At 63.0% G+C, this 25,185-nt stretch carries 22 protein-coding genes and 2 pseudogenes; 17 read left to right on the top strand and 7 right to left on the bottom strand.

The features are described 5' to 3' along the window. The first annotated feature begins 85 nt into the window (after positions 1-85). The 14 genes from KRZ98_RS08695 to KRZ98_RS08630 all read left to right on the top strand — a co-directional run bounded on the left by KRZ98_RS08695 (position 86) and on the right by KRZ98_RS08630 (position 13,592). Complete coding sequence (locus KRZ98_RS08695) at positions 86-892, top strand: division plane positioning ATPase MipZ (protein ID WP_217673179.1); 807 nt, start codon at positions 86-88, stop codon at positions 890-892. After that, positions 892-1,317 (top strand): DnaJ domain-containing protein, encoded by a 426-nt coding sequence (locus tag KRZ98_RS08690; RefSeq protein WP_217673178.1) that lies wholly within the window; start codon positions 892-894, stop codon positions 1,315-1,317. Before KRZ98_RS08695 ends, KRZ98_RS08690 begins: the two co-directional genes overlap by 1 nt. Then, positions 1,314-2,684, top strand: coding sequence for a phosphoglucomutase/phosphomannomutase PgmG (gene pgmG, locus KRZ98_RS08685; protein ID WP_217673177.1), 1,371 nt, complete (start codon positions 1,314-1,316; stop codon positions 2,682-2,684). Before KRZ98_RS08690 ends, pgmG begins: the two co-directional genes overlap by 4 nt. Positions 2,685-3,083: 399 nt before the next feature. Further along, entirely contained in the window at positions 3,084-4,379 is a 1,296-nt protein-coding gene (locus tag KRZ98_RS08680; RefSeq protein WP_217673176.1) for an OmpP1/FadL family transporter, read from the top strand. Between the two features lie 51 nt (positions 4,380-4,430). Then, positions 4,431-5,591, top strand: a complete 1,161-nt coding sequence (ispG, locus tag KRZ98_RS08675) for a flavodoxin-dependent (E)-4-hydroxy-3-methylbut-2-enyl-diphosphate synthase (RefSeq protein ID WP_217673175.1) — start codon at positions 4,431-4,433, stop codon at positions 5,589-5,591. A gap of 51 nt (positions 5,592-5,642) precedes the next feature. Then, positions 5,643-5,885, top strand: a complete 243-nt coding sequence (locus KRZ98_RS08670) for an AbrB/MazE/SpoVT family DNA-binding domain-containing protein (protein WP_217673174.1) — start codon at positions 5,643-5,645, stop codon at positions 5,883-5,885. Beyond that, positions 5,882-6,262 carry a type II toxin-antitoxin system VapC family toxin gene (locus KRZ98_RS08665; protein WP_217673173.1) on the top strand — a complete coding sequence of 127 codons (381 nt, stop codon included), beginning with the start codon at positions 5,882-5,884 and terminating at the stop codon, positions 6,260-6,262. The genes KRZ98_RS08670 and KRZ98_RS08665 overlap by 4 nt, the downstream gene beginning before the upstream one ends. A gap of 5 nt (positions 6,263-6,267) precedes the next feature. Beyond that, positions 6,268-7,167: a DMT family transporter gene (locus KRZ98_RS08660; RefSeq protein ID WP_217673172.1), complete on the top strand. Its 900-nt coding sequence runs from the start codon at positions 6,268-6,270 to the stop codon at positions 7,165-7,167. Next, positions 7,168-7,662, top strand: coding sequence for a GNAT family N-acetyltransferase (locus KRZ98_RS08655; RefSeq protein WP_217673171.1), 495 nt, complete (start codon positions 7,168-7,170; stop codon positions 7,660-7,662). Between the two features lie 249 nt (positions 7,663-7,911). Beyond that, the gene (locus KRZ98_RS08650) at positions 7,912-10,230 is read left to right on the top strand and encodes a DNA translocase FtsK 4TM domain-containing protein (RefSeq protein WP_217673170.1); all 2,319 of its coding nucleotides are present in this window, start codon (positions 7,912-7,914) and stop codon (positions 10,228-10,230) included. Positions 10,231-10,329: 99 nt separating this feature from the next. Then, positions 10,330-10,965, top strand: a complete 636-nt coding sequence (locus KRZ98_RS08645; RefSeq protein ID WP_217673169.1) for an outer membrane lipoprotein carrier protein LolA — start codon at positions 10,330-10,332, stop codon at positions 10,963-10,965. Between the two features lie 259 nt (positions 10,966-11,224). Next, complete coding sequence (gene xth, locus KRZ98_RS08640; RefSeq protein WP_217673168.1) at positions 11,225-12,022, top strand: exodeoxyribonuclease III; 798 nt, start codon at positions 11,225-11,227, stop codon at positions 12,020-12,022. Beyond that, complete coding sequence (gene ribA, locus KRZ98_RS08635; RefSeq protein ID WP_217673167.1) at positions 12,022-13,095, top strand: GTP cyclohydrolase II; 1,074 nt, start codon at positions 12,022-12,024, stop codon at positions 13,093-13,095. Before xth ends, ribA begins: the two co-directional genes overlap by 1 nt. After that, on the top strand, positions 13,092-13,592 hold the full coding sequence (locus tag KRZ98_RS08630; protein ID WP_217673166.1) for a L,D-transpeptidase: 501 nt from the start codon (positions 13,092-13,094) through the stop codon (positions 13,590-13,592). Before ribA ends, KRZ98_RS08630 begins: the two co-directional genes overlap by 4 nt. 16 nt (positions 13,593-13,608) lie before the next feature. Here KRZ98_RS08630 and KRZ98_RS08625 read toward each other — a convergent pair whose 3' ends face one another. The 7 genes and pseudogenes from KRZ98_RS08625 to KRZ98_RS08595 all read right to left on the bottom strand — a co-directional run. Further along, positions 13,609-14,316 carry a response regulator gene (locus tag KRZ98_RS08625; RefSeq protein WP_217673165.1) on the bottom strand — a complete coding sequence of 236 codons (708 nt, stop codon included), beginning with the start codon at positions 14,314-14,316 and terminating at the stop codon, positions 13,609-13,611. Further along, positions 14,313-16,985 (bottom strand): sensor histidine kinase KdpD, encoded by a 2,673-nt coding sequence (locus KRZ98_RS08620; RefSeq protein ID WP_217673164.1) that lies wholly within the window; start codon positions 16,983-16,985, stop codon positions 14,313-14,315. Before KRZ98_RS08620 ends, KRZ98_RS08625 begins: the two co-directional genes overlap by 4 nt. Then, positions 16,982-17,572, bottom strand: a complete 591-nt coding sequence (kdpC, locus tag KRZ98_RS08615; RefSeq protein WP_217673163.1) for a potassium-transporting ATPase subunit KdpC — start codon at positions 17,570-17,572, stop codon at positions 16,982-16,984. The genes KRZ98_RS08620 and kdpC overlap by 4 nt, the downstream gene beginning before the upstream one ends. A gap of 26 nt (positions 17,573-17,598) precedes the next feature. Continuing rightward, a complete protein-coding gene (gene kdpB, locus KRZ98_RS08610) occupies positions 17,599-19,635 on the bottom strand; it encodes a potassium-transporting ATPase subunit KdpB (RefSeq protein ID WP_217673162.1) in 2,037 nt (678 codons plus the stop codon). 13 nt (positions 19,636-19,648) lie between these two features. Next, entirely contained in the window at positions 19,649-21,352 is a 1,704-nt protein-coding gene (gene kdpA / locus KRZ98_RS08605; protein WP_217673161.1) for a potassium-transporting ATPase subunit KdpA, read from the bottom strand. Positions 21,353-21,367: 15 nt separating this feature from the next. Beyond that, complete coding sequence (gene kdpF / locus KRZ98_RS08600) at positions 21,368-21,457, bottom strand: K(+)-transporting ATPase subunit F (protein WP_037492487.1); 90 nt, start codon at positions 21,455-21,457, stop codon at positions 21,368-21,370. Between the two features lie 552 nt (positions 21,458-22,009). Then, positions 22,010-22,186: pseudogene (locus tag KRZ98_RS08595) on the bottom strand (ATP-binding protein); the annotation flags it as partial. Between the two features lie 297 nt (positions 22,187-22,483). Between KRZ98_RS08595 and KRZ98_RS08590 the strand changes: the two are divergent. The 3 genes and pseudogenes from KRZ98_RS08590 to KRZ98_RS08580 all read left to right on the top strand — a co-directional run. Continuing rightward, positions 22,484-22,849 carry a transposase gene (locus tag KRZ98_RS08590; RefSeq protein WP_217673160.1) on the top strand — a complete coding sequence of 122 codons (366 nt, stop codon included), beginning with the start codon at positions 22,484-22,486 and terminating at the stop codon, positions 22,847-22,849. A 47-nt stretch (positions 22,850-22,896) separates the two neighbouring features. Further along, positions 22,897-24,408 (top strand): annotated as a pseudogene (gene istA, locus KRZ98_RS08585) (IS21 family transposase). Further along, the coding region (locus tag KRZ98_RS08580; protein WP_217673159.1) for an ATP-binding protein at positions 24,405-25,185 on the top strand (781 nt) is incomplete at its 3' end. The pseudogene istA and the gene KRZ98_RS08580, both read left to right, overlap by 4 nt.

Below are 25,185 nucleotides of genomic sequence, written 5' to 3'. Positions count from 1 at the left end.
GGGGTGACAGGGACGTCCTGCTAGGCGCGCAGTCGCTGGACGGTCAAGAATCATTGCGACAATCAACGGGGTTATCAGGGGTCCAATGGCCAATTCGCAGCCGCATCTCATCGTATTCGCCAATGAAAAGGGCGGAACGGGCAAATCGACCACTGCTGTCCACACCGCGATCGCGCTGACGGCGCTTGGCCATCGCGTCAGCATGATCGACCTTGATCCGCGCCAGCGCACCGTTACCCGCTATCTGGAAAATCGCGCCGAAACCGCGCGCCGCCGCGGTATCGAACTGGTCGCACCGACCTTTGCGGTGTTGAAGGGGGACAGCATAGAGGCGCTCGAATCCGAAGTCGCTGCCGTGTCGCAGGACACGGATTTCCTGATCGTCGATACGCCCGGCCGCGATGATGTATTCGCCCGCCATATGGCCGCGCGCGCCAACACGCTGGTCACGCCGATGAACGACAGTTTCGTCGATTTCGACCTGATCGGGCAGGTCGATGCGGAAAGTTTCAAGGTCAAGCGCCTGTCCTTCTATTCCGAACTCATCTTTGAAGCGCGCAAGACCAGGGCCAAGGCCGACGGCGTCTCGATCGACTGGGTCGTGCTGCGCAACCGCGTCCAGCATCAGGACGCCCGCAACAAGAAGCGGGTCGGCGACGCGCTGATGGAATTGTCCCGCCGCGTCGGTTTCCGCGTCATTCCGGGCCTGTCGGAGCGCGTCATTTTCCGCGAGCTTTTCCCGTCGGGTCTCACTCTGCTGGACAAGGGACATCTGGGGGAACTGGGCGTCAGCCACATCGCCGCGCGGCAGGAATTGCGGGAAATGGTGGCGGGCCTCGCGCTCCCCGAACGCAGCGGCGTTGGCTCCATGGACTTGATCGGCGCGGCCTGATGGGCTGGCTCGCGCTGCTGCTGGCGGGCCTTGCAGGCTGGCTGATCTGGACAGGAAGGCTGCAACGCATGAGCGCGAAAGACGGAATGGCGCTGGGCGTGGCGTTGGTCGGCGCAGTGTTGGCGGCCAAGGGCAAGCCGGTGATCGGTGCGCCGCTGCTGATCGGCGCGGCCATGTTCTTCGTAGGACAAGGCAAGCTGCGCGGCAAAGCCAAGACCGCCGCGCCCAAACCCCTGCCACCGCAGGATATTGCACAGGCCCGCGCCCTGCTGGGCGTCGCGCCTGACGCTGACGCGGACATGATCCGCGCCGCCCATCGCCGCCTGATCGCGTCGGTCCATCCCGACAAGGGCGGGACGGAGGCACTGGCGGCCCAGATCAACGCTGCCCGCGACCTGCTGCTGCGCCATCAGGCGGAAAGGTGACTCACCGTTTCGACCCTACCCTGCTGCGCGACTATGACATGCGCGGCACGGTGGGCGAAACGCTGGACGCCGCCGACGCCTGGGCGCTGGGGCGCAGCTTCGGCACCGTCATCGCGCGGGCAGGGGGATCGCGCATTGCCGTGGGCTATGACGGACGGTTGAGTTCAGTGATGCTTGAAGCTGCGCTGGTTGACGGTCTGTGCGCCAGCGGCATCGACGTGCTGCGCATCGGGCTGGGACCAACCCCTATGCTCTATTATGCCGAAATGGTCGGCCAGGTGGACGGCGCCATTCAGATAACCGGCAGCCATAATCCCGGCGATCAAAATGGCTTCAAGCTGGTGCAGGGTCATGCGCCCTTTTTCGGCGAAGCGATCCAGCAATTGGGCGTCATGGCGGCGGCGGGCGACTGGGACGATGGCTTTGGCCAGAGTCAAAGCATCACGATCATCGACCGCTATGTCAACCGGCTGATCGAGGGATTTGACGGGTGCGGATGGCGCATCGGCTGGGACGCGGGCAATGGCGCGGCGGGCCAGGTGGTCGAGAAGCTGGTGCAGCGCCTGCCCGGTGAGCATCATCTGCTCTTCACCCACATAGACGGCAATTTTCCCAACCATCATCCCGATCCTTCCGAAGAAGCGAATCTGGCCGACCTGCGCGCCCTTGTCCTTGCCAAGCAGCTCGATTTCGGTGTGGCTTTCGATGGCGATGGCGACCGGATCGGCGTGATCGACGGGCAGGGCAGGGTGATTGCGGGCGACCAGCTATTGGGCCTGTTCGTGCCAAGCGTGCTGGAAAAACGCCCCGGTGCCGCGATTGTCGCCGATGTAAAGGCCAGCCAGTCGCTGTTCGACGGCATCGCCGCGCTGGGTGGTAGGCCCGATATGTGGAAAACCGGCCACAGCCATATCAAGTCCAGAATGAAGCAGATTGGCAGCCCGCTAGGGGGCGAGATGACCGGGCATCTCTTCTTCGCCGACGATTATTATGGCTATGACGACGGCCTCTATGCCGCCGTCCGCCTGATCCGCGCCGCCCGACAGGATCGCAGCATCACCGACCTGCGCAGCGCGATGCCCGACCTTGCCAACACCCCCGAACTGCGCTTTGCGGTGGCGGAGGATCGCAAATTCGCGGTGATCGACGAAATACGCGCCCGGCTGTATGCCAGCGGCGCGGATATGAACGCGATCGACGGCGTGCGTGTCCGCACGGCGGATGGCTGGTGGCTGCTGCGCGCCTCCAATACCCAGGCGGCGCTGGTCGCGCGCGCCGAATCGCAAGATAGCGCAGGGCTGGCCCGACTCATGGCGCAGGTCGACTCACAGCTGCACGAATCGGGGATCAGGCGACCCATTATATGATCGACCGATAAAAAATTTGGTATCGCTATCATCGCGACATTCGCATTTCCCTTACGGAAAGCTGAAAACTCAGACTTGATTGCATTTTCTGCAATCACTCCATCATATTTCGCATTTGCGACAATCGCTGCTGCACCGCAAAAGAAACTCGCCTTTCAGGCATCCTCTCCTAAAACTTCAAGGCCGTCCTTCGGGGCGGCTTTTTTTTGTCTTGTCGCATGGCGGTCCTGCCGTAGCGTCAGACCGCGTTCACCCTCGCAAACGCCTGTAAATGCGACGAACCGGACAGGCGCGATACTGGAAATTAACCACGATGCTGCTATCCGCGCTGCGCAAAGTCGGCCAGCGCGCGCGGGATAGCGCGCCGGTGCCGGCACGATATTGTGTAGAGGATCGTCCATGTCGCTTAGCCGTCGCCTTCTTCCCCTCCTGCTGTCAGGCGTGCTGGCGGCCCCGGTCCCGGCGCTGGCGGGCGGCTTCTACCTCCAGGAACAATCGCCCAAGGAAACCGGGCGTGCGCTGTCAGGGGGCGCTGCAGCAGGCGACGATCCATCGACCATCTATTTCAACCCGGCGGCGATGACCCAATTGTCGGGCATCCAGACGTCGGTTGGCGGCATCATCCTGTCGGCGACCGCGCAGCAGAGCAATCGCGGGTCCACCCGTTCGGTACCGGGCCTGCCCACATCCGCGCCCGTCACCGGCAATGATGGCGGCAATCCGTTTGCCAAAATCATCCCGATCCCGAGCTTCTACGCCACCGCGCAGGTCAGCGACCGCCTCTGGCTCGGCCTTGGCGTCAACGCGCCGTTCGGGCTGAAGCTGGATTATGACGAAAGCTATTTCGGCCGGTACGACTCCCTCCATACCGATCTGAAGACCTACAATATCCAGCCCTCGGCGGCCTACAAGCTGAGCGACGATCTCTCGATCGGCGGCGGCGTCGACGTGCAATATGTCAAGGTGACGCTGACCAACGCCCTGCCGCAACTCTCCCCGCTGCTGGCCGATGGCCATGCCTCGATCGAGGGCGACGATCTGTCAGTCGGCTGGAACGCAGGCCTGTTCTACACCAGCGGCGACACCAATTTCGGCGTCCATTATCGCTCGCGCATGACCCATAAGCTGAAAGGCGAGCAGGAGATTTCGGGGCTTCTGGGACCGCTGGCCGCCGCCAACGGCACTTTCGCCGCCAATGCGCCGCTGGAACTGCCCGATATCGTCACGGTCAGCATGATGCACCGCCTGACGCCGAAATTGCGGGCGATGCTGACGGCGCGCTGGTATAATTGGTCGGTGTTCAAGGCGATCACGATCAACACCGCGACCGGCACATCGGTCAAGGACATGCACTATCATGACAGCTACAGCGTCAGCGCTGGCGGCGAATATGATGTCAGCGACCGGCTGACCCTGCGCGCCGGCACCATGTTCGATCGCACGCCCACCAATCCGCAATTCCTCACCACCCGCGTCCCCGATGGCGACCGCGTCTGGCTGAGCGGCGGCGCGACCTGGAATATGTCCGCCGCGCTGGCGCTCAACCTCAGCTACGCGCATACCTTCGTGGAAAAGGCGAACATCATTCGCCCGGACCATTATTATCCGGCCCCCGCCACGGTAACCACCACGACGCTGTCGAGCGCCAGCGGCAATGCGGATCAATTGGCTGCTTCCCTAACGATCCGGTTTTAACCGTCACCAAACATCCCTATAGCGGCTCCATATTGATGGAGCCGTTCACAGATGTCCGACCATAATCCCGGCCTGCGCCCCTGGCGTGACATTGCCCGCCGCCAGAGCCGCCAGATCATGGTCGGCAATGTGCCGGTGGGTGGTGGTGCGCCGGTCACGGTCCAGACCATGACCAACACGCTGACCCATGATATCAAGGGGACGATCGACCAGATCCGCCGCTGCGAAGAGGCGGGCGTGGACATCATCCGCGTATCCTGCCCTGACGAGGAATCGACCGCTGCCTTGAAGCAGATCGTCCGCGCAGCGCGCGTGCCGATCGTCGCGGACATTCATTTCCACTATAAGCGCGCACTGGAAGCGGCCGATGCTGGCGCCGCCTGCCTGCGCATCAACCCCGGCAACATCGGATCGTCCGCCCGCGTCAAGGAAGTGGTGGATGCGGCCAAGGCGAATGGTTGCGCCATCCGCATCGGCGTCAACGCCGGCAGTCTCGAACGCGACCTGCTCGAAAAATATGGCGAGCCCTGTCCCGAAGCACTGGTCGAAAGCGCGCTTGACCATATCAAGCTGCTCCAGGACCAGGATTTCCACGAATATAAGGTCGCTGTGAAGGCCAGCGACGTGTTCCTCGCCGTCGCCGCCTATATGCAACTGGCCGACGCGGTCGATTGCCCGCTCCATCTGGGCATTACGGAAGCGGGCGGCCTGATCGGCGGCACGGTGAAGAGCGCGATCGGCATCGGCAATCTGCTCTGGGCCGGGGTTGGCGATACGATCCGCGTTTCCCTGTCCGCCGAACCGGAAGAGGAAGTCCGCGTCGGCTATGAGATTCTCAAATCGCTGGGCATCCGTACCCGCGGGGTCAAGGTCATTTCCTGCCCGTCCTGCGCGCGGCAGGGCTTCGACGTCATCCGTACCGTGCAGGCGCTCGAAGAACGGCTCCAGCATATCCACACGCCCCTGTCGCTCTCGGTGCTGGGCTGCGTCGTCAACGGCCCCGGCGAAGCGCGCGAAACCGACATCGGCCTGACCGGAGGCGGCAATGGCAAGCATATGGTCTATCTGTCGGGCATCACCGACCACACCATTCAAGACGAAAATATGATCGACCATATCGTCCAACTGGTCGAGGCCAAGGCAGCGGAGATCGAGGCCGCCAATGCCGAATCCGACATGACCGATGCGGGCAAGGCCGAAGCGGCGGAATAGGCAGCTTGGAAATTTAGGACCGATATATTATCTAGGTCCTGGAGGCATTTCATGACCTATAGCGGAAAGATGATTGCAGGCGGCAAGGCCGTATTCCCGGCAGAGTTGCGCCGACAACTGGGCTTCAAGGATGGTGACCGGATCGTGTTTGAGCGGCACGGCAGCGGCATATTGGTCAAAAGCTATGATCAGGTTTTGCGCGAAGTGCAGAGCGATCTGAAAGCATTGATAAAAAAGCCTTTCACCGTCGATGATTTTCTGGCCGAGCGCCGCGCCGAAGCGGAGCGCGAATGACCGCGGTCATCGATACATCGGCTTTGTTGACCATATTGCTGGATGAGCCGGGAGCCGATCAGGTGCGGCCGCATTTGGCGACCGGGCAGATGTCGGTCATCAATCTGTGTGAAACCTACACGAAACTTGTCGAAGCTGGCTTGTCACGAGACGATGCGGAGCGTCAGGTCATGCGCCTGGAACTGCGTATCAGCCCATTCCACGAAGCGTACGCATTGGAAGCCGCCATGCTTCGCCCGATAACCCGACATTTGGGATTGTCCTTGGGGGATCGAGCCTGTCTGGCGCTTGCGCGGCTGACTAATCTGCCAGTCATCACCGCTGACCGGGCCTGGACCGCGCTGGACATCGGCATCGACATCCGGCTCATCCGCTGAACGCCATGCCCGCGCGCTCCAGCTTCCTCATTCCCTTTGCCGTCTGCTGTATTGGTGTTGCGCTGTTTTCGGTGATGGATGCGGCGATGAAGGGGCTGAGCCTCGCCATCGGTCTCTACAACGCCCTGTTGTGGCGCGCGATCACGGGGACGCTGCTTGGCCTTGGCCTGATGCTTCTCACCCGCCAGCGCTGGCCCGACCGGACGGTGCTGCGCCTGCACATGCTGCGCGGATCGGTCGTGGCGCTGATGGCAGGGCTGTTCTTCTGGGCGCTGATGCGGATGCCGCTCGCCGAAGCGATAGCCCTGTCCTTCATCGCGCCGCTGATCGCGCTCTATCTCGCCGCTCTGCTGCTGGGCGAAACGATCGGGCGGCAGGCCATCGGCGCGTCTGTGCTGGGGCTGGTTGGCGTCGGCGTGATCCTGTCGGGGCGTTTGCAGGGCCACTATGATCGCAACGCCTTGCTGGGCGCGCTGGCGGTGCTGGCGTCGGCGGTGCTGTTCGCCTGGAACCTCATCCTGCAACGCCAGCAGGCGCAGCGCGCGTCCCCGATCGAAGTCGCCTTCTTCCAGCATCTCGTCATGCTGGGCGTGTTCGCCATCGGCGCGCCCTTCTACGCCCGGCTGCCCGCGCCGCCAGCCATACCGCTGATCCTGCTGGCGGCGGGTCTGGCCTTCACCTCGCTTGCCGCGCTGGCCTGGGCCTATGCACGGGCGGAGGCGCAACGGCTGATCCCGGTCGAATATAGTGCCTTCCTCTGGGCGGCGGTGGTCGGCTGGCTGGCCTTTGGCGAGCGGCTGACCCTGACCACAGTGGCGGGCGCAGCCCTCATCATCGCTGCCTGCCTGATAACCGCACGCGGCAAACGGGCGGCTATCGCCCATGTCGAACCGGGAACCGCCTGAATGACCCTGACCATCCGCCCCGCCACGCCAGACGATCTCGATGCGATCGTGGACTTTATTCATGCCTTGGCTGCGTATGAAAAGCTGTCCCACGCGGTGAAGGCGGACCCCGCGACGCTGGCCCGCTACCTGTTCGGCCCGCGCCCCATGGCCGAAGTGCTGATCGCGGAAAGTGACGACGCGGCGATCGGCTTCGCGCTCTTCTTCCACAATTTCTCGACCTTTGAAGGGCGGCCGGGTCTTTATCTGGAGGATCTGTTCGTGCAGCCGGACGCGCGTGGCATGGGCGCGGGCAGGGCGTTGCTCGCCCGGCTGGCGCAGATCGCGCTGGATCGCGACTGCGCCCGGCTGGAATGGTCGGTGCTGGACTGGAACGCGCCCGCGATCGCCGTCTATCGCGCCATCGGCGCGCAGCCGATGGACGAATGGACGGTGCAGCGGCTCGACGGCGAAGCGCTCCGCGCACTCGCCGCCACCGCCCCGATCACCGCTTGAGCGCATCCTCGACACTGACAAAGATCAGCATGGCGGCAAAGGCACCCAGCGACAGGGCAACGACGGTGGGAAAATAGTCGGCGATCATGGAGATTCCTTTCGGGCCTGTTCCTGCCCCGCCGCAGACCCCGCCCGCTATACGGAATGTTACGGATCAGTCGGGACGAGCCGTGGGCGCACACCCTTGACGCCGACTCCCCGCCCGGCGCATTGTGCGCAAACGGAACATTTGGGGGACACGGGGTTAACATGGCTGTCAGCCGCACAGTGAAGCGCACGCCCGAATGGCGCGAAATGCTCAAGCGCAGCCTGCTCCGCAGCGGTGCGCTGATCGGTGCCATCGCGCTGATGCTGGCGACGCTGTTTCTGGCGCTGGCGCTGCTCAGCTATACGCCGAGCGACCCGTCGATGAACACCGTGGCGGGCGATCATGTCGCCAATGTCATGCAGGCACCGGGTGCCTGGACCGCCGATTTCCTGCTCTGGCTGCTGGGCGTACCCATCGCGCTGATCCTGCCACTGATGGCGGTCACTGCGCGCCGCCTCTGGGGCGATCAGGATATGAGCGCGTGGAAGGGGCAGTTTGGCCAATGCCTGTTCGGCATCATCCTGATCGGGATTGCGCTGGCCCTGTTCCAGACTAATCCGCTGGTCGGCCTGCCAGCGGGGTGGGGCGGGGTGATCGCGCTGGTTACTGCCAAGGGAATATTGAGCCTGACGGCGCAAGTACCGGTGGCGCAGCCATGGATCACCGGGGCCATCGTGATCATCGCCATGATCGGTGGCTTGGTCGCCTGTTATCGCAGCCTGGCATTGGAAAAGCCGATTCTCGCGCTCCGCCGCCCGGCCCTGCCCAAACTCAGCCTGCCCAAGCCCAGCCTGGGCTTTACGGGCAGCAGCGCGGCGGATGAGGACGAGCAGGAAGAGGTCGGCGAACGGGTCATTGCCCCGCGCAGGACCGTGTCCAACGAACCCAAGCCGCCGATCACCATCCAGACGCCCAAGCCCGCACCCACCCAGCGACAAATGGCTCCGGTCAGCCAGGACGATCTGTTCGGCCACAGCTCGCTGCCTTCGCCCGACCTGCTCAATCCCGTCCCTGTCAGCCAGGGCGGCAAGATCGACAAGGCGGCGCTGGAGCGTAACGCCCGGCTGCTCGAATCCGTCCTCGACGACTTCCATGTGAAGGGCAATATCGTCGAGGTCCGCCCCGGACCGGTCGTTACCATGTATGAACTGGAACCAGCGCCGGGCATCAAGGCCAGCCGGGTGATCGCGCTGGCGGACGATATCGCCCGCAACATGTCGGCGCTGTCGGCCCGTGTTGCGACGATTCCAGGCCGCACCGTCATCGGCATCGAACTGCCCAACGCCCATCGCGAAGGCGTGTCCTTCCGCGAACTCATCACCAGCGAGCAATTTGGTGGCGAAGGGACGCTGCCGATCATCCTGGGCAAGAATATTTCCGGCGAACCGATCATCGCCGACTTGGCCCCCATGCCCCATCTGCTGATCGCGGGCACTACCGGGTCGGGCAAGTCGGTCGGCCTTAACGCCATGATCCTGTCCCTGCTCTACCGCATGACGCCGGACCAGCTGCGCCTGATCATGATCGATCCGAAGATGCTGGAACTGTCGACCTATGACGACATTCCGCATCTCCTGTCCCCGGTCGTCACGGAACCGCAAAAGGCGATTCGTGCGCTCAAATGGGCGGTCGAGCAGATGGAGGATCGCTATCGCATGATGGCGTCCATCTCCGTCCGTAACCTCGCCAATTACAACGAAAAGGTCCGCGCTGCCAAAGCGAAGGGTAAGCCGCTCGGCCGCCGCGTCCAGACCGGTTACGACCCCGAGAATGGCAAGCCCATCTATGAGGAAGAACAGCTCGATTTCCAGCCGCTGCCGCAGATCGTGGTGGTGGTGGACGAACTGGCGGACCTGATGATGACGGCGGGCAAGGAAGTCGAATTCCTGATCCAGCGTCTCGCGCAAAAGGCGCGCGCCGCTGGCATCCACCTGATCCTCGCGACCCAGCGCCCCTCGGTCGATGTCATCACCGGCGTCATCAAGGCGAACCTGCCGACCCGGATCAGCTTTTTCGTGACCAGCAAGATCGACAGCCGCACCATCCTGGGCGAACAGGGTGCCGAACAATTGCTGGGTAAGGGCGACATGCTCTACATGCACGGCGGCAAGGGGCTGATGCGCGTCCATGGCCCGTTCGTGTCCGACGATGAAGTCCGCGTCGTCGCCGACCATTGGCGCGCGCAAGGGCAGCCCGACTATATCCAGGCCGTCACCGAAGAACCCGAAGAAGGCAGCTTCGCCCTAGACGGCGTGGACTTGGGCGACGACAGCCCCGATGCGCAGTTGTTCCGCAAGGCGTGCCAGCTGGTGTTCGAGAATCAGAAAGCCTCGACCAGCTGGCTGCAACGGCAATTGCGGGTCGGCTATAACAGCGCCGCGCGTCTCATCGAGAAAATGGAGGAAGAAGGGCTGGTCGGCCCCCCCAACCATGTCGGCCGCCGCGAAGTGCTGCGCGATGAGAATGGCAATCCGCTATAGCCTGACAGGGGGCGTGGCTGAACCGCAGGGAACGGCAAGGTTCACAGGTCGTTCAATCGCTTCATCCTACACCGCATCCGTGACAACCGGAGAGTATTCATGAAGCGCATCAGTCTCGCGCTGGCCGCCGCGCCTGTCGTCCTTGCCGTCCCGCTCGCCGCGCCGTTGCTGGCGCAGCAGGGCCAGTCTGAACTCAGCCGGGTCAATGCCTATATCCGCGCAGTCAGCAGCATGACCGCCGATTTCAGCCAGACCGACCGTAATGGCCAGACACTCACTGGACAGCTGACGCTCAAGCAACCGGGCAAGATCCGCTTTCAATATCAAAAGGGCGTGCCGTTGCTAATTGTCGGCGATGGCAAGGCGCTGATCATGATCGATTATGAAGTGCGGCAGGTGCAGCGCTGGCCGATCGGCAATTCGCCACTGGGCGCGCTGCTTGATCCCAGCAAGGATCTGTCCAAATTTGGCAAGGTCGTGCCGACTGGCGATCCGTCGATCCTGAGCGTACAGGCGCGCGATCCCAAGCGGCCCGAATATGGCACCATCACCATGATTTTCCGCCGGGACGCCGCCAGTCCGGCGGGCCTGCAACTCTATGGCTGGGTCGCGCTCGATTCGCAGAATAACCGCACCGCCATCCGCCTGTCCAACCAGCGTTATGGCGTGCCAATCGCCGATTCCGCCTTCCGCTGGACCGACCCCAGGCCAAAAGGACGGTCGGCGGGCGGCTGAAACGAGCGCCCCGCGCGATGGACGGATAAACTTGCCGTTCCGTTCATCTGCCGCTCATATCCGGGGCGCTATTGAGAACTCCACGGCGAGAGGCCAACCGGGATTTCCCCCCTGTTACCCGGCACAGTCCTCCCGTCGCAAAGCGCTTCAAGGGCGCGATCGAGACCCCCGTTCCATGCCCCCGGAGCGGGGGTCTTACTTTGTCCGCACTGCGCGCAGCCGTCTTGCATGGCGCGGATTAGCCTCCTAGTGCGACACCATGGCCGACACTCTTTCCATCGCATCCTGGAACATCAACAGCGTCCGCGCGCGCATCGACATCGTCGAACAATTCCTGACCCAGGAAGCGCCGGACATATTGTGCCTTCAGGAAACCAAGGTGGTGAACGAGACCTTCCCCGCCGATATGTTCCGCCGTCTGGGCTATGTTCATCAGGTGCTGAACGGCCAGAAAATGCACCATGGCGTCGCGATCATGAGCCGGGTGCCGATATATGAGGACGACCGGCTCGACTGGCAGGCCAATGGCGAGGCACGCCATGTCGGCGTTCGCCTGGACAATGGGGTGCGGATAGAAAATGTCTATGTCCCCGCCGGGGGCGACATTGCCGATCGGGAGCAGAATCCCAAATTTGGCCAGAAGCTCGATTTTATCGAACGCATGATCCAATGGTCGTCGGCGCTGGATAACAAGCCGACCATCCTGACCGGCGATTTCAACATCGCGCCGCTGGAATGCGACGTGTGGAGTCACAAGCAATTGCTCAACGTCGTCAGCCACACGCCGGTCGAATGTGAAATCCTCGCCCGCTTGCAGGCATCGAACGACTGGGTCGATATCGGCCGTCATTTCCACCCCGCACCAGCACGGCTCTACACCTGGTGGAGCTATCGCGCCAAAGACTGGGCCGAATCGGATCGCGGTCGCCGGCTCGACCATATGTGGATGACCCGCGAAGTCGCCGAAAAGGCGGTTGCCCACCGCGTCGTCGAACCTGCGCGCAACTGGGGCAAGCCGTCCGACCATATCCCCATCATCACCGAATTCGCCTTCTGATGGGCAGGCGGGCGATCGGGCGCGACGCGGCGCGGGCGATCGACGCACTGCGCCGCGGCTGGGCGGTGCGGGTGTCGGCCGCCGATGGCGCGCTGCGTCTGATGGCGGTGGAGGGAGCGGACGCAGTGACGCTGGCCGACTTCGATCCTGCGGGCAAAGCCGACATATTAATCTCCGCCTCGCGCGGCCAGACCCTCAAGCTCGCCAACCAGATCGCGGCGGCCGATCCCGACATGCCGGTGCTGATCGCCCGCGCGCCTTGGATCGACGCCGATGTGGCGACCGCTATCTCCGACCCGGTGCTCGACCTCGCCTCTCCCCTTAAAGGACCGTTTCAGGCCCGCGCGCTCACTGCGCCGCTGGCGGCGAAGGCGGCGCTGCGCCTCGCCCGTCTTGCCGGCATCCTGCCCGCCTATTTCGCGCTGGACGGCGACGGCGACCGGGATGTCGATGTCAGCGCCGATGCGATCGACGCCTATGATGATGCCGTCCACCTCGCCATCGCCACCCGCGCCAGCTTGCCGGTGTCGGCCAGCGAAAGCGCGGAAATCATTGCCTTCCGCAGCCCGGATGAACCGCGCGAACATGTCGCACTCATTGTCGGGAAACGGGACTCCTCACCCCCCGTCGTCCGCCTGCACAGCGAATGCCTGACCGGCGATGTGCTGGGCAGCCTGAAATGCGACTGCGGCCCGCAGTTGCATGAAGCGCTCCACCAGATCGCTGACGCGCCCTGGGGCGTGCTGCTCTATCTGCGGCAGGAAGGGCGCGGCATTGGCCTCGTCAACAAATTGCGCGCCTATGCGATGCAGGATCAGGGCTTCGACACCGTGGACGCCAATGTCCGGCTTGGCTTTGCCATCGACGCGCGCGATTTTTCGGTCGCGGCGCGGATGCTGGACCTGATCGGGGTGCGCACCGTCCGGCTGCTGACCAATAATCCGCAAAAGGTGGCGGGGCTGGAGGCGGCGGGGATCAGCGTGGCCGAACGGCTGCCGATCATCCTGCCGGCCAACCCGCACAACGAACGCTATCTCGCCACCAAGCGCGACCGGACCGGCCACCAGCTATGAGCCTGATCCGCGTCGATAGCGGCGCGGGTCGCCTGAGCTTTGGCGCGATCTCCATGGCCTGCACCATCGGTCGGAGCGGTGCCTGCGTGGCGAGCGACAAGCGCGAGGGCGACTGTTGCACGCCGCTGGGCGTCTGGCCGCTTCGGGGCGTGCTGCTGCGACCGGGCAAGGTCGATCCGGCGGGGCTGCACCTGCCCTGGCGTTGGGTGCGGACTGGCGATGGCTGGTCTGATGATCCGGCCGATCCCGCCTATAACCGCCCGGTCCGCCTGCCGCGTGGTTTCTCTGCCGAAAGCCTGATCCGCGCCGACGACGCCTATGACGTGATCGTCATCCTCGGCCATAACGACCGGCCGCCGGTGCCGGGGCAGGGCAGTGCGATCTTCTTCCACCTCTCAGAAGGCCGGCCGACCGCAGGCTGTGTCGCGGTCGAGCGGGCCGATATGCTGCGGTTGCTACCGCTGCTGCAACCGGGCGACGCGATGGAGATTGTTTGAGATCGGGCTGGTCACCTTAACCGTCGGTCAACTCGCTTGAGAAGCGGAGGCGGTAACCGATCCCAAGTTCATTGCCGATAATCTGCGGACGCTGCGGATCATCCTCAAGCTTTTGCCGCAAGGTGCGGATGAGGACGCGCAGATATTCGACATGATGCTCATGTTCCTTGGGCCAGACCTCCTTCATGATCTGGCCATGGGTGATCACACGGCCGGGAAATTGGGCGAGCTGGGCCAGCGCCGCATATTCCTTGGGCGTCAGATGCACCTCCTGCCCGGCCTTCCTCACCACGCGGCCCAGCAGATCAATTTCGACATTGCCCGCACGCACCGACGGGACGCCGCCGCCCTTGGTCATGCGGTTGCGCAGCGCCACGCGAACCCGCGCCAGCAATTCGTCCGTATCAAAGGGCTTGGTCAGATAATCGTCCGCGCCCAGATCGAGCGCCGCGACCTTCTCTTCGGTGGCATCCCGCGCTGACACGATGATCAGGGTCGTATCGCTTTTCTGCTTGAACAAAGGCACCAGTTCCAGTCCGTCGCGGTCGGGCAGGCCCAGGTCGAGCAGGCTGATATCCGGCCGCTCGGTCCGCAATTTTTCCAGCGCGTCGCGCGCATTTTCGGCCTCGACGGTCGCATAATTGGCGCGGCTCAGCGCCGCGTTGATCAGCCTGCGGATCTGCGGTTCGTCATCGATGATAAGAACCTTGTGGCGGATGGTCATGACAGTGGCTCGCCGGGAAAATCGCTGATGATGAGATGTTCGGGTATGCGCAATGTGAAGCAGGCACCGCGCGGTTCGCTATTGGTCGAAGCATCGACGCCCAGGCCCATCGCTTCTGCAAAACCCTTGACGATGGCGAGGCCAAGTCCCGTGCCATGCTTGACCCGGTCCGATCCTTCCAGGCGCGTGAACGTATCGAACACCTTCTTTTCCGCGCCGACCGGGATGCCCGGTCCCTCGTCGATGACGGATAGCAGGATGGCGTCCGCGATCCGCTTGCCGCTGATCGTGACCGGGGTGTCCGACTCACCATAACGGCCCGCATTGTCGAGCAGGTTGATAAGGCAGTGGTGCAGCAGGACTGGATCGACGCGCACCAGCGGAATGTCCGAAGGAATGTCGACCCTGACCTCATGGCCGACAAGCGACTGGCGGGTGTCCTTGATGGCACTGGCCACCGCGTCGAACAGATCGGTCGGCTCGATCTTCATCGGCAGGGCACCGGCTTCTACCCTCGCCATGTCCAGCAGGTTGGCGACGAACCGGTTGAGGCGCTGCGCTTCCCCCTCGATCGTGTCGAGCAGCGCCGATGGTTGCTTTCTTCGCAATTCCTGCGCCGCGGACATGATCGTCGTCAGCGGTGTGCGCAGGTCGTGGCTGACGGAGGACAGCAGCGCGGACCGCAAACGGTCGCGTTCGTGAATCTGCCGCGCGCCCTGCATCTCTTCCTCCAGCGCCATGCGATCGAGCGCAATCGCTGCCTGATCGAGAAGGCTCATGAGCAGGGGCGTCTGATCCGATCGCAGCGGTTCCCCCGCATCGTCGCGCGCCATCCCCAGCACGCCCAGCACGCCGCGCTGGGTGCGCAGCGGATGGAACAGCCAGTCCGACGCCGTCAGCGTCGATGATCCGCGGCCCGCTGGCTGGGCATTGTTCATCGCCCATTGCGCCGCTGCCCGCTCGATTTCCTGAAGCCTGTCGTCGGGCGGGTAGGCGGCGCGCAGCGCGGGACCGGAATCCGACGGCAGCAGCATGACTGTGCGAACGTCCAGCAGCCGCGCAATCTCCGCGCAGATCGCCTGGATCAGATCATCCTGGCTGGCGGCGGAGGTCAGCTGCCGTGAGAAACCGGCAAGCGCGGCATTCTGGCGCGCGCTGGACTGGGCAAGATCGGCTTGCCCGCGCACCCGCGCAGCAAACTGGCTGGTGACGATCGCAACGCCCAGCAGCACGAGGATGGAGATGACATTTTCCGGGTTGTTGACGGTCAATGTGCCGGTCGGCGGCAGGAAGAAGAAATTATAGGCAAGGCTCGATACCAGCCCGGCAAACAGTCCGGCGCGCAGGCCGTAGGTCGCTGCGGCGAACATGACCGGGACCAGATACAGCAAGGCGATATTGCCAAGGTCGATGACCTCCAGCAGCAGGCGGCCAACCGCCGTCATTGCGGCGATCGTCAGCGCCGACCAGAGATAGTCGCTCGGCTTGCCCCATGCCATGCGGGTCGAATGCCGGCTACGCGGCGGCGCAAGATCGTCGTCGTCGGATGGGAGGACATGGACCGCCACCGACCCGATATCGCGGACGAGCCGGTCGACCACGGATCCGTGGCGCAGCTCAAACCACCAGGATCGGCTCGACTTGCCGATGACGATCTGGGTCGCGTGCGCATCGGCGGCAAAGCTCCGCAGACCCTCGACGACATTTTCCGCCGGAATGCTGGCTGTCGCCGCGCCCAGTCGGGATGCCAGCGCCAGCGTATCGGCCAGCGCCTTGCGCTCCTCGTCGGAAAAGGCCTGCGCGCGCCGGGTCTCGATATGCACGGCGGTCCAGGGCGCCTTGAGCGCATCGGCGAGGCGCTTGGCCGCGCGGACCAGGCCCGGCGCGCTCGGTTGCTCGCTGACAGCGACCACGACGCGCTCGCCCACCGCGAAGCTGCCCGCCAGCGCATGGGCGCGGACATAATCGAGCATCTGCGTATCGATCGCCTGCGCGGCGCGGCGCAGCGCCAGTTCCCGCAGGGCGGTCAGGTTGGACTTGGAGAAAAAATGGGAGAGCGCCCGCGTCGCCTCTGCCGGGATATAGACCTTGCCTTCCTTGAGCCGTTCGATCAGCTCGTCGGGCAATATATCGACGACCTCGATCTCTGCGGTTTCCAGAATGGAATCGGGCACGGTTTCGCGCACGCGCACATGGGTGAAGGATGCGACGACGTCGTTCAGGCTCTCTATGTGCTGGATATTGATCGTCGAATAGACGTCGATACCGGCATCGAGCAGTTCCTCGACGTCCTGATAGCGTTTGGGATGACGGCTGCCCGGAGCATTGCTGTGCGCCAGTTCATCGACCAGGGCGAGCTTTGGCTGCCGTTCAAGAATGGCGTCCAGATCCATTTCGCCAAGGTTGATCCCCCCATGGTCGATCTGCCGCCTTGGTATCACTTCATGACCCGCGATCAGCGCTTCGGTCTCGCGTCGGCCATGCGTCTCGACAACGCCAACCACGACATCGACGCCGGACTTGAGCCGCCGCATTCCGTCGCTGAGCATCTCGTAAGTCTTGCCAACTCCAGGCGCTGCGCCGAGGAACAGCTTGAGACGGCCGCGTCCTTCCTGCGCGGCTACCCGCAGGAAGGACTCTGGCGAAGGGCGTTTGTCGGTGTCGTTCACTGTGCTGTTGTAGCGCTGATCCGGTCCAGTCGTCGATTAAGATCGAGAATGTTGACGCTGGGGTCGCCCAGGAAGCCGAGGAACGGCGTCCTGATCGTGTCCTGCACGAGGGTGCGAACGCGCGCTGCGGGCAGGCCGCGAACGGCGGCGACCCTCGCAACTTGATAAAAAGCCGCCTCAGGCGAGATGTCAGGATCAAGGCCTGAGGCGGAGGCTGTCACCAGGTCGGACGGAACAGGGAGACCGGGGGACATTTGCTGAAATTTGGCGACATCGGCTTTCGTGCGATCGACCAGCGCCTGGCTCGTTGGACCAAAGTTAGAGCCTGATGAAGCAAGGCCATCATAGCCCTTGCCAGCGGCAGACGGGCGTGAGGAGAAATAGCGCGGATCGGCAAAGCCCTGGCCGATGAGCGACGAGCCAACGAGCTTGCCCTGTTCCTCGATCAGGCTGCCATTGGCCTGATGCGGGAAGAGGGTTTGGCCGATGCCCGTCATCGTCAGCGGATAGACGATGCCGAGCAGAAGCGCGAAGAGGATGGTCAGCGTGAACGCTGGCCGGAGAGAGGTGAGGAAGTCCTTGCCCATGATGCTTTCCTTCAGGCCCGATGATGTCAGGCGAGGCCAAGGCCGCTGACGGCCAGGTCGATGAGTTTGATGCCGACGAACGGCGAGAGGAGTCCGCCAAGCCCGTAGATGGCGAGATTGCGCGCCAGCAGCGGCCCGGCACCGATGGGCCGGTAGGTCACACCCTTCAACGCCAGCGGCACGAGCAGCGGAATGATCAGCGCATTGAAGATGATCGCCGACAGGATCGCGCTCTGCGGTGTCGCAAGCTTCATGACGTTGAGAATGCCGAGGCCCGGATAAAGCACCACGAACATGGCCGGAATGATCGCGAAATATTTGGCGACGTCGTTGGCGACCGAGAAAGTGGTGAGCGCGCCGCGGGTCATCAGCAGCTGCTTGCCAAGCCCGACTATCTCGATGAGCTTGGTCGGATCACTGTCCAGATCTACCATATTGCCCGCTTCCCGCGCTGCCTGGGTGCCGGTATTCATCGCAACGCCGACATCTGCCTGGGCGAGGGCTGGCGCGTCATTGGTGCCGTCGCCGCACATGGCGACCAGGCGTCCGCCCTCCTGTTCCTTGCGGATCAGCGCCAGCTTGTCCTCTGGCGTCGCCTGGGCAAGAAAGTCGTCGACGCCAGCTTCGGCGGCGATCGACGCGGCGGTCAGGGGATTGTCGCCGGTGATCATGACCGTGCGGATGCCCATGACGCGCAGTTCGCCGAACCGTTCGCGGATGCCTGCCTTGACGATGTCCTTCAGGAAGATCGCACCCAGCAGCTTGCCGTCCTTTGCAACGGCCAGCGGCGTGCCGCCTGCGCGTGCAATCTCGTCGGTGATGCGGCGCAGTTCCTGCGTTGCCGGTTCCTTGTCCAGACCGGGATTGGCGCGAAGGATGGAATCGACCGCACCCTTCTGGATCACGCTGCCACCGACCTTCACACCCGATATCCGCGTTTGCGCCGTAAACGGGATAACCTCTGCTCCGTCGGGCAAAGCCTGCGCCGATTGGCCGAACTTATCACGGGCGAGCAGGGCGATGGAGCGGCCCTCCGGCGTCTCGTCGGCCAGGCTAGCGAGCAGGGCGGCCTCTGCGAGCGCAGCCAGGCTTGCCCCGCCGACGGGACGGAACTCGGTCGCTTGCCGATCGCCGACCGTGATGGTGCCGGTCTTGTCGAGCAGTAGCACGTCAATGTCGCCTGCGGCCTCCACGGCACGGCCGGACTTGGCAAGGACGTTGAAGCGCACGAGCCGGTCCATGCCGGCGATGCCGATCGCAGACAGCAAAGCTGCGATCGTCGTCGGGATGAGAGTGATCAGCAATGCGGCCAGGATCGCGACGGGAATCGACCCGCCAGCATAGCTTGCAAAGCCGGGGATGGTGCCGACAGCGATCAGGAAGATGATGGACAGGCCCACCAGCAAGATGGTGAGAGCGATCTCGTTGGGGGTTTTCTGTCGCTCGGCCCCTTCGACCAGGGCGATCATCCGATCAAGGAAGCCCTGGCCGGGGTTCACGGTGACACAGACGCGAATCTCGTCCGAAATGACGCGCGTGCCCGCCGTGACCGCCGACCGGTCGCCACCGGCTTCGCGGATGACAGGCGCGCTTTCGCCGGTAATGGCCGCTTCGTTGACAGACGCGACGCCTGACACGACCTCGCCATCGGCCGGGATCAGATCCCCTGTCTCCACCAGAACGATGTCGCCCATGCGGAGCGCGCTGGCCGGCACATTTTCGCTCTCGCGACCTTCGCCTTTCAGGCGCTTGGCGGTCAGGTCGGCTTTGGTCGCGCGCAGCGACACAGCCTGCGCCTTGCCACGCCCCTCTGCGATGGCTTCGGCAAAGGTGCCGAACAACACCGTCAGCCACAGCCAGATGACCAGTTGCAGCTTGAAGCCGACTGTCAGCCCGTCCTGCCCGACAGCCAAAAGGACGGTCAGAAGAACAGCCACCGCCGCGGTCGTGAACATCACCGGATTGCGGATCAGTTGTTGGGGGTTGAGCTTGCGGAATGCATCGCCGATCGCCGGAACGATCAGGTCTGCGGTGAAGAGCGATTTGGACGCTGTGCGTGCCATTGTGATGCTCCGATCAGAAAAGCTGGCCGCGGATCATCGCAAGATGATCGGCAATAGGACCAAGCGCGAGGCTGGGCAGGAAGGTGAGGCCGCCCACGATCAGCACGATGCCGATCAGGAGGCCGGTCCAGAGCGGTCCGGTGGTCGGGAAACTGCCCGCTGTCGCCGGTGTATATTTCTTGGCGGCAAGGCTGCCTGCGATCGCCAGCATCGGAATGATCACGAAGAAACGCCCGAGCCACATCGCGATGCCCAGCAGCCCGTTATAGAAGGGCGTATTTGCGGTAAGACCCGCAAAGGCCGACCCGTTATTCCCAACGGCGCTGGTAAAGGCGTAGAGTATCTCCGAGAAGCCGTGCGGCCCCTTGTTGAGCGGGCCGGCAAGTCCGGCATCCATGACCGAGGCGATGGCGGTAAAGCCAAGAATGATCAGCGGCAGAACCGCAATGGCCAGCACTGCCAGTTTTACTTCGCGGCTCTCGATCTTCTTGCCGACATATTCCGGCGTCCGGCCAACCATCAGGCCAGCGACGAACACGGCCAGAATGGCGAACAGCAGGAAGCCGTAGATACCGGCACCAACGCCACCGACGACGACTTCGCCCAGCTGGATGTTGAACAGCGGAATCATGCCGCCGAGCGCTGTGAAACTGTCATGCATCGCGTTGACTGCACCGCAACTCGCTGCTGTGGTGATGACGGAGAAGAGTGCCGAAGCGGCGATGCCGAAGCGGACCTCCTTGCCCTCCATGTTGCCGCCGGGAACGCCCAGGCCGTGCAGGATCGGATTACCGGCCGCTTCCTGCGCATAGACGACAGTCACGCCGATGAGGAAGATGGTGAGCATCGCGGCGAGGATCGCCCAACCCTGGCGCGTATTGCCGACCGCCTTGCCGAACGTCCAGGTCAGGCCGAAGCCGATCAGGAAGATCGACACCATCTGCACGAAATTGGTGAGCGCGGTCGGGTTCTCGAACGGGTGGGCCGAATTTGCGTTGAAGAAGCCGCCACCATTGGTGCCGAGCATCTTGATCGCTTCCTGGCTGGCGACCGGGCCAAGCGCGAGTGTCTGCTTCACGCCTTCCAACGTCGTCACATCAACCCAACCGGCCAATGTCTGCGGCACACCGCTGGCGATCAGGAACAGCGCATAGACGATGCAGATCGGTAGCAGCAGATAGAGCGTCACCCGCGTCATATCGGCCCAGAAATTGCCGATGCCCGTCGCGCTGCGCCGCGCGAATCCGCGAAAGAAGGCGAAGGCGAGCGAGATGCCGGTCGCGGCCGACAGGAAATTGTGGATGGTCAGACCCAGCATCTGGCTGAGGTTCGACATGGTCGATTCGCCGCCATAGCTTTGCCAGTTGGTGTTGGTGGTGAAGCTGACCGCGGTGTTGAACGACAAATGTTCGCTCAGCCCCGTATATCCCAGCGGATTGAGCGGAAGCCCCGCCTGCAACCGCAATATAGCATATGTCAGCAGCAGCAGCGCGGCATTGAAGATCAGCATATGAACGGCGTAGCGCCGCCAGCTCTGATCCTCGTTCGGATCAATGGCCGACAATTTGTAAAACCCACGCTCGACCGGGCCGAGTATGGCATGAAGTGGTGTGGGGCGTCCCTCATACAGAGCGAACAGCCAAAGGCCGACCGGCTTGGTCAGCGCCAGCAAAATGCCCACAAAGGCCGCGATCAGCAGCCATCCCTGGAATGTCATGAGAGCTTCCTTTGTCTAGAAGCGTTCGGGCCGCACAAGTACGGCGACCAGATAAAGAAGGAGGCCAAGGGCGGTGATCGCCGCGAGCCAGAGATCAAGAGTCATTGTCCGGCCACCCTCACGCGTTGTCGCACAGTGCGACATAGCCAAGGCTAGCGCCGAGCAGAGCGAGGATGAGGCCGATCCAGAGGATGTCCTGCATGGGTTGTCTCCCACAGTGCTCGCGCGAAGGAGGCCGCATGAGTCATCTGCAGTCGCCTAGATATTGCAGGGCGTCGTTGGAATTCGAGACGGAGGATATCCCAATCGCATAGTATTTGCGTATGGAAGGGGGCAGCACACCGGCCATGACCGGACGTGAAGTTTTGTATGATCGCCGCTGATGGCCGTTTCATCGGGCGGAAGTGCAGCAAATCGTCATGCGTCCAACGCGACCTAGCGCCACGGCCAACTATACACCGATTGATTGAAGCGCTGGACCAGGACAATGGCTTAGTAGATCGATACGCCATCGGAAGTGCCGACCACTCCGTGGTGTCAACGGCGGTCAGATTCCAGGCCATCGGGGCGGAGTAAAAGCAGGCCACTGTTGATGCGGGCCTGACGATATGAAGAGAGCCCCGATCGGGGCCCTCTTCATATCGTTGTCGTCATTGATCAGGTGGCGGTGATCTCGCCAGTGTCCGGGTCGACGACCGGAGTGGCCTGGTTTTGCTCCGCCCCGGCAGCACGGCGGCGGGTGGACTGCTTGAGGCGATAGCTGTCGCCGTTCATGGCCAGGATGCTGACGTGGTGCGTGAGCCGATCAAGCAGCGCGCCGGTGATCTGTTTTGAAACTCCAGGCTAGTCGAACGCTCCATTGCGGTGGAGGGGCTGCGCGCGGCCCTTGCCCAGCGCAGAGCGACCCCGGGCGTGATCGCGCAAGCGGCCATCGCCGGCGGCGCATGGCGTATCATGCGGCCTTATCTCGAAGCTCTCACCTGCTAGCGCTCGACCAATCGCTTGATGCATCGGTAGGGGATGAACGTGGATCGTCCGATCTTGACAGTTTCGATCGTAAGCGCCGACGGAAGACGGCCTTGTTGCCGGCACCGGAATAGGAAAGCTCGCGCCCTTTGAGGAGGCGTGAGCATGGACATCGAGCAGTCAAACGATCCTCGTATGAGCGGTCGCGGTGATGGCGGAGCGCTTGTACGGGTGGAGCGGCGTCGGAACTGGAGCGACGAGGAGAAGCTGGCGATCCTGAAGGAGACGACGGTGCCGGGGGCGATCGTCTCGGCCGTGGCTCGGCGGCACAGCGTTGGAACAGGCCAGCTTTATCCCTGGCGCAAGCAGCTGCTTCGCGGAGCGATGGCAGGCTTCGTGCCTGTCGAACTGGCATCGTCGTCGCCGTCGGCCAAAGCTCGAGAAACTGGGCGGATTGAGGTTCGAGGTGTAGAGGGCGGTGACAAACCAGGCCAATGGAACGCCAGCGATTTGCTGAGCGTGGCGGTTTAAAAGCCAGCCATTGGATAGGTTGCTCCTTTTAAGGGGGGTGGCCGGGGATGTTTGCCGTGTAGAGCTACGCCGCCGTTCGGCACTTTGTTTTTGTTGAAGGTAACAGCCAGCGCGAGGCCGCGAAGGTCTTTGGACTGAGCCGCGAGACGATATCGAAGATGTTCCGGTTATCTCTGCCGCCCGGCTACACGCGGACCAAGCCTGTGGCGAAGCCGAAGTTGGGACCGCTGCTGCCAGTGATTGACGCGATCCTGGCAGCGGATCGCATTGCGCCTGTGAAGCAGCGGCACAGCGCCAAACGGATCTTTGAACGTCTGCGCGACGAGCATGGCTTTGTCGGCGGCTACACTGTCGTAAAGGATTATGTCCGGCTGTGCCGGGCGCGCGGACGCGAGACGTTCGTGCCGCTGGCGCACCCGCCAGGACATGCACGGGTGGATTTTGGCGAAGCGGTAGGCGTGATCGATGGTGTCCGCCGGAAAATGCACTTCTTCTGCATGGACCTGCCGCAATCGGATGCCTGCTTTGTGAAGGCCTATCCAGCGGAGACGACCGAGGCCTTTCTGGACGGGCATGTATCGGCGTTCGCCTTCTTTGGCGGTATGCCGCTGTCAATCCTTTACGATAACACGAAGATCGCGGTTGCCAGAATCTGCGGGGATGGGAAGCGCGAGCGAACACGCGCGTTCACCGGGCTCGTCAGCCATTATCTTTTCACCGATCGCTTTGGTCGGCCTGGAAAGGGGAACGACAAGGGGAAGGTGGAAGGCCTGGTCAAGCACGCCCGATCGCACTTCATGGTGCCGATCCCGCATGCGCCCAGCTTCGATAACTTCAATGATGAGCTGTTGGACCGCTGCCGGGCCCGGCAGGAAGAGCGGTCTGGCCGACATAGTGAGACGATCGGCACACGGCTCCTGGCCGATCTGGCGGTGATGCGGGCATTGCCAGCAGGGCAGTTCGAACCGTGCGAGACCAGGGCCGTTCGCGTATCGTCGACCGCTCTGGTGCGCTACCGGACCAACGACTACTCGGTGCCGACCCGGTATGGCTTCCAGGATGTCATGGTGAAGGGCTTCGTCGACACGGTGGTCATCCTATGTGGCAATGAGGAGATCGCTCGGCATGCGCGCTGTTATGGTGAGGCCATGTTCGTGGCGAACCCGCTGCATTATCTGGCGCTGATCGAGACCAAGCCCAATGCGCTCGATCAGGCCGCCGCGTTGCAGGACTGGGCCCTTCCGCAAGCGTTCCAGCATATGCGTAACCTCCTTGAGGCGCGTATGGGCAACAAGGGCAAGCGCGAGTTCATCCAGATCCTGCGCCTGTTGGAGGCGATACCGATGGAGATCGTCACCTTCGCGGTGAACGAGGCGATCTGTATCGGCGCAATCGGCTTCGATGCGGTCAAGCAGATCGCGCTGGGGCGCATCGAACGGCGGCCCGCCCGCCTGGATCTGGCAGCCTATCCTCACCTGCCGAAAATGGACGTGAAGACGACGCGTGCCGCCGACTATGCTGCGCTCGTGCCCCAAACATCTCAGGAGTTGGCGGCATGAACCGGGGCACAGAGGACAAGATGCCCACCGGCACCATGGCGGGGACGCCGCAGGTCCTGCTCGCGCATCATCTCAAGCAGCTCAAACTTCCTACGGTGCTACGGGAATATGAGAAGCTGGCGCGTGAATGTGCACGCGACGGGGTCGATCATAGCCGATACCTGCTTCGCCTCATCGAACTTGAGCTGATCGATCGTGAGCGCCGCACCGTGGAGCGCCGGATCCGGGCTGCGCGGTTCCCGGCGGTGAAAAGCTTCGACACGTTCGACTTCATGGCCATTCAAGGCCTCAACAAAATGCTCGTGCTGGAGTTGGCGCGCTGCGAATATATCCTGCGGCGGGAAAATATCATCTCGCTGGGCAATAGTGGCACCGGCAAAACCCATGTGGCGCTCGCGTTGGGACTGGCGGCTTGCCAGAAAGGCTTCACGGTCGCGTTCACGACCGCCGCTGCCCTGGTCAACCAACTGATGGAGGCGAGGGACGAAAAGCGACTGCTCAAGATGCAGCGCGATCTTGCGGCGGTGAAGCTGCTGTTCGAGACATTCTCGCAGCGCTATGAGCGGGGATCAACGATCGTCACATCCAACCTGCCGTTCGAGGACTGGACGCAGGCCCTGGGATCCGAGCGGCTCACCGGCGCGCTGCTCGATCGGCTCACGCACCACGTCAGCATCCTGGCCATGAACGGCGACAGCTATCGCCTCAAGCAGTCCACCCGCCGCCGTGCTGCCGGGGCGGAGCAAAACCAGGCCACTCCGGTCGTCGACCCGGACA

The sequence above is a fragment of the Sphingobium sp. AS12 genome (genome assembly GCF_019097845.1).
Classification (GTDB): domain Bacteria; phylum Pseudomonadota; class Alphaproteobacteria; order Sphingomonadales; family Sphingomonadaceae; genus Sphingobium.
This window is presented reverse-complemented; position numbering and strand designations above follow the sequence as displayed.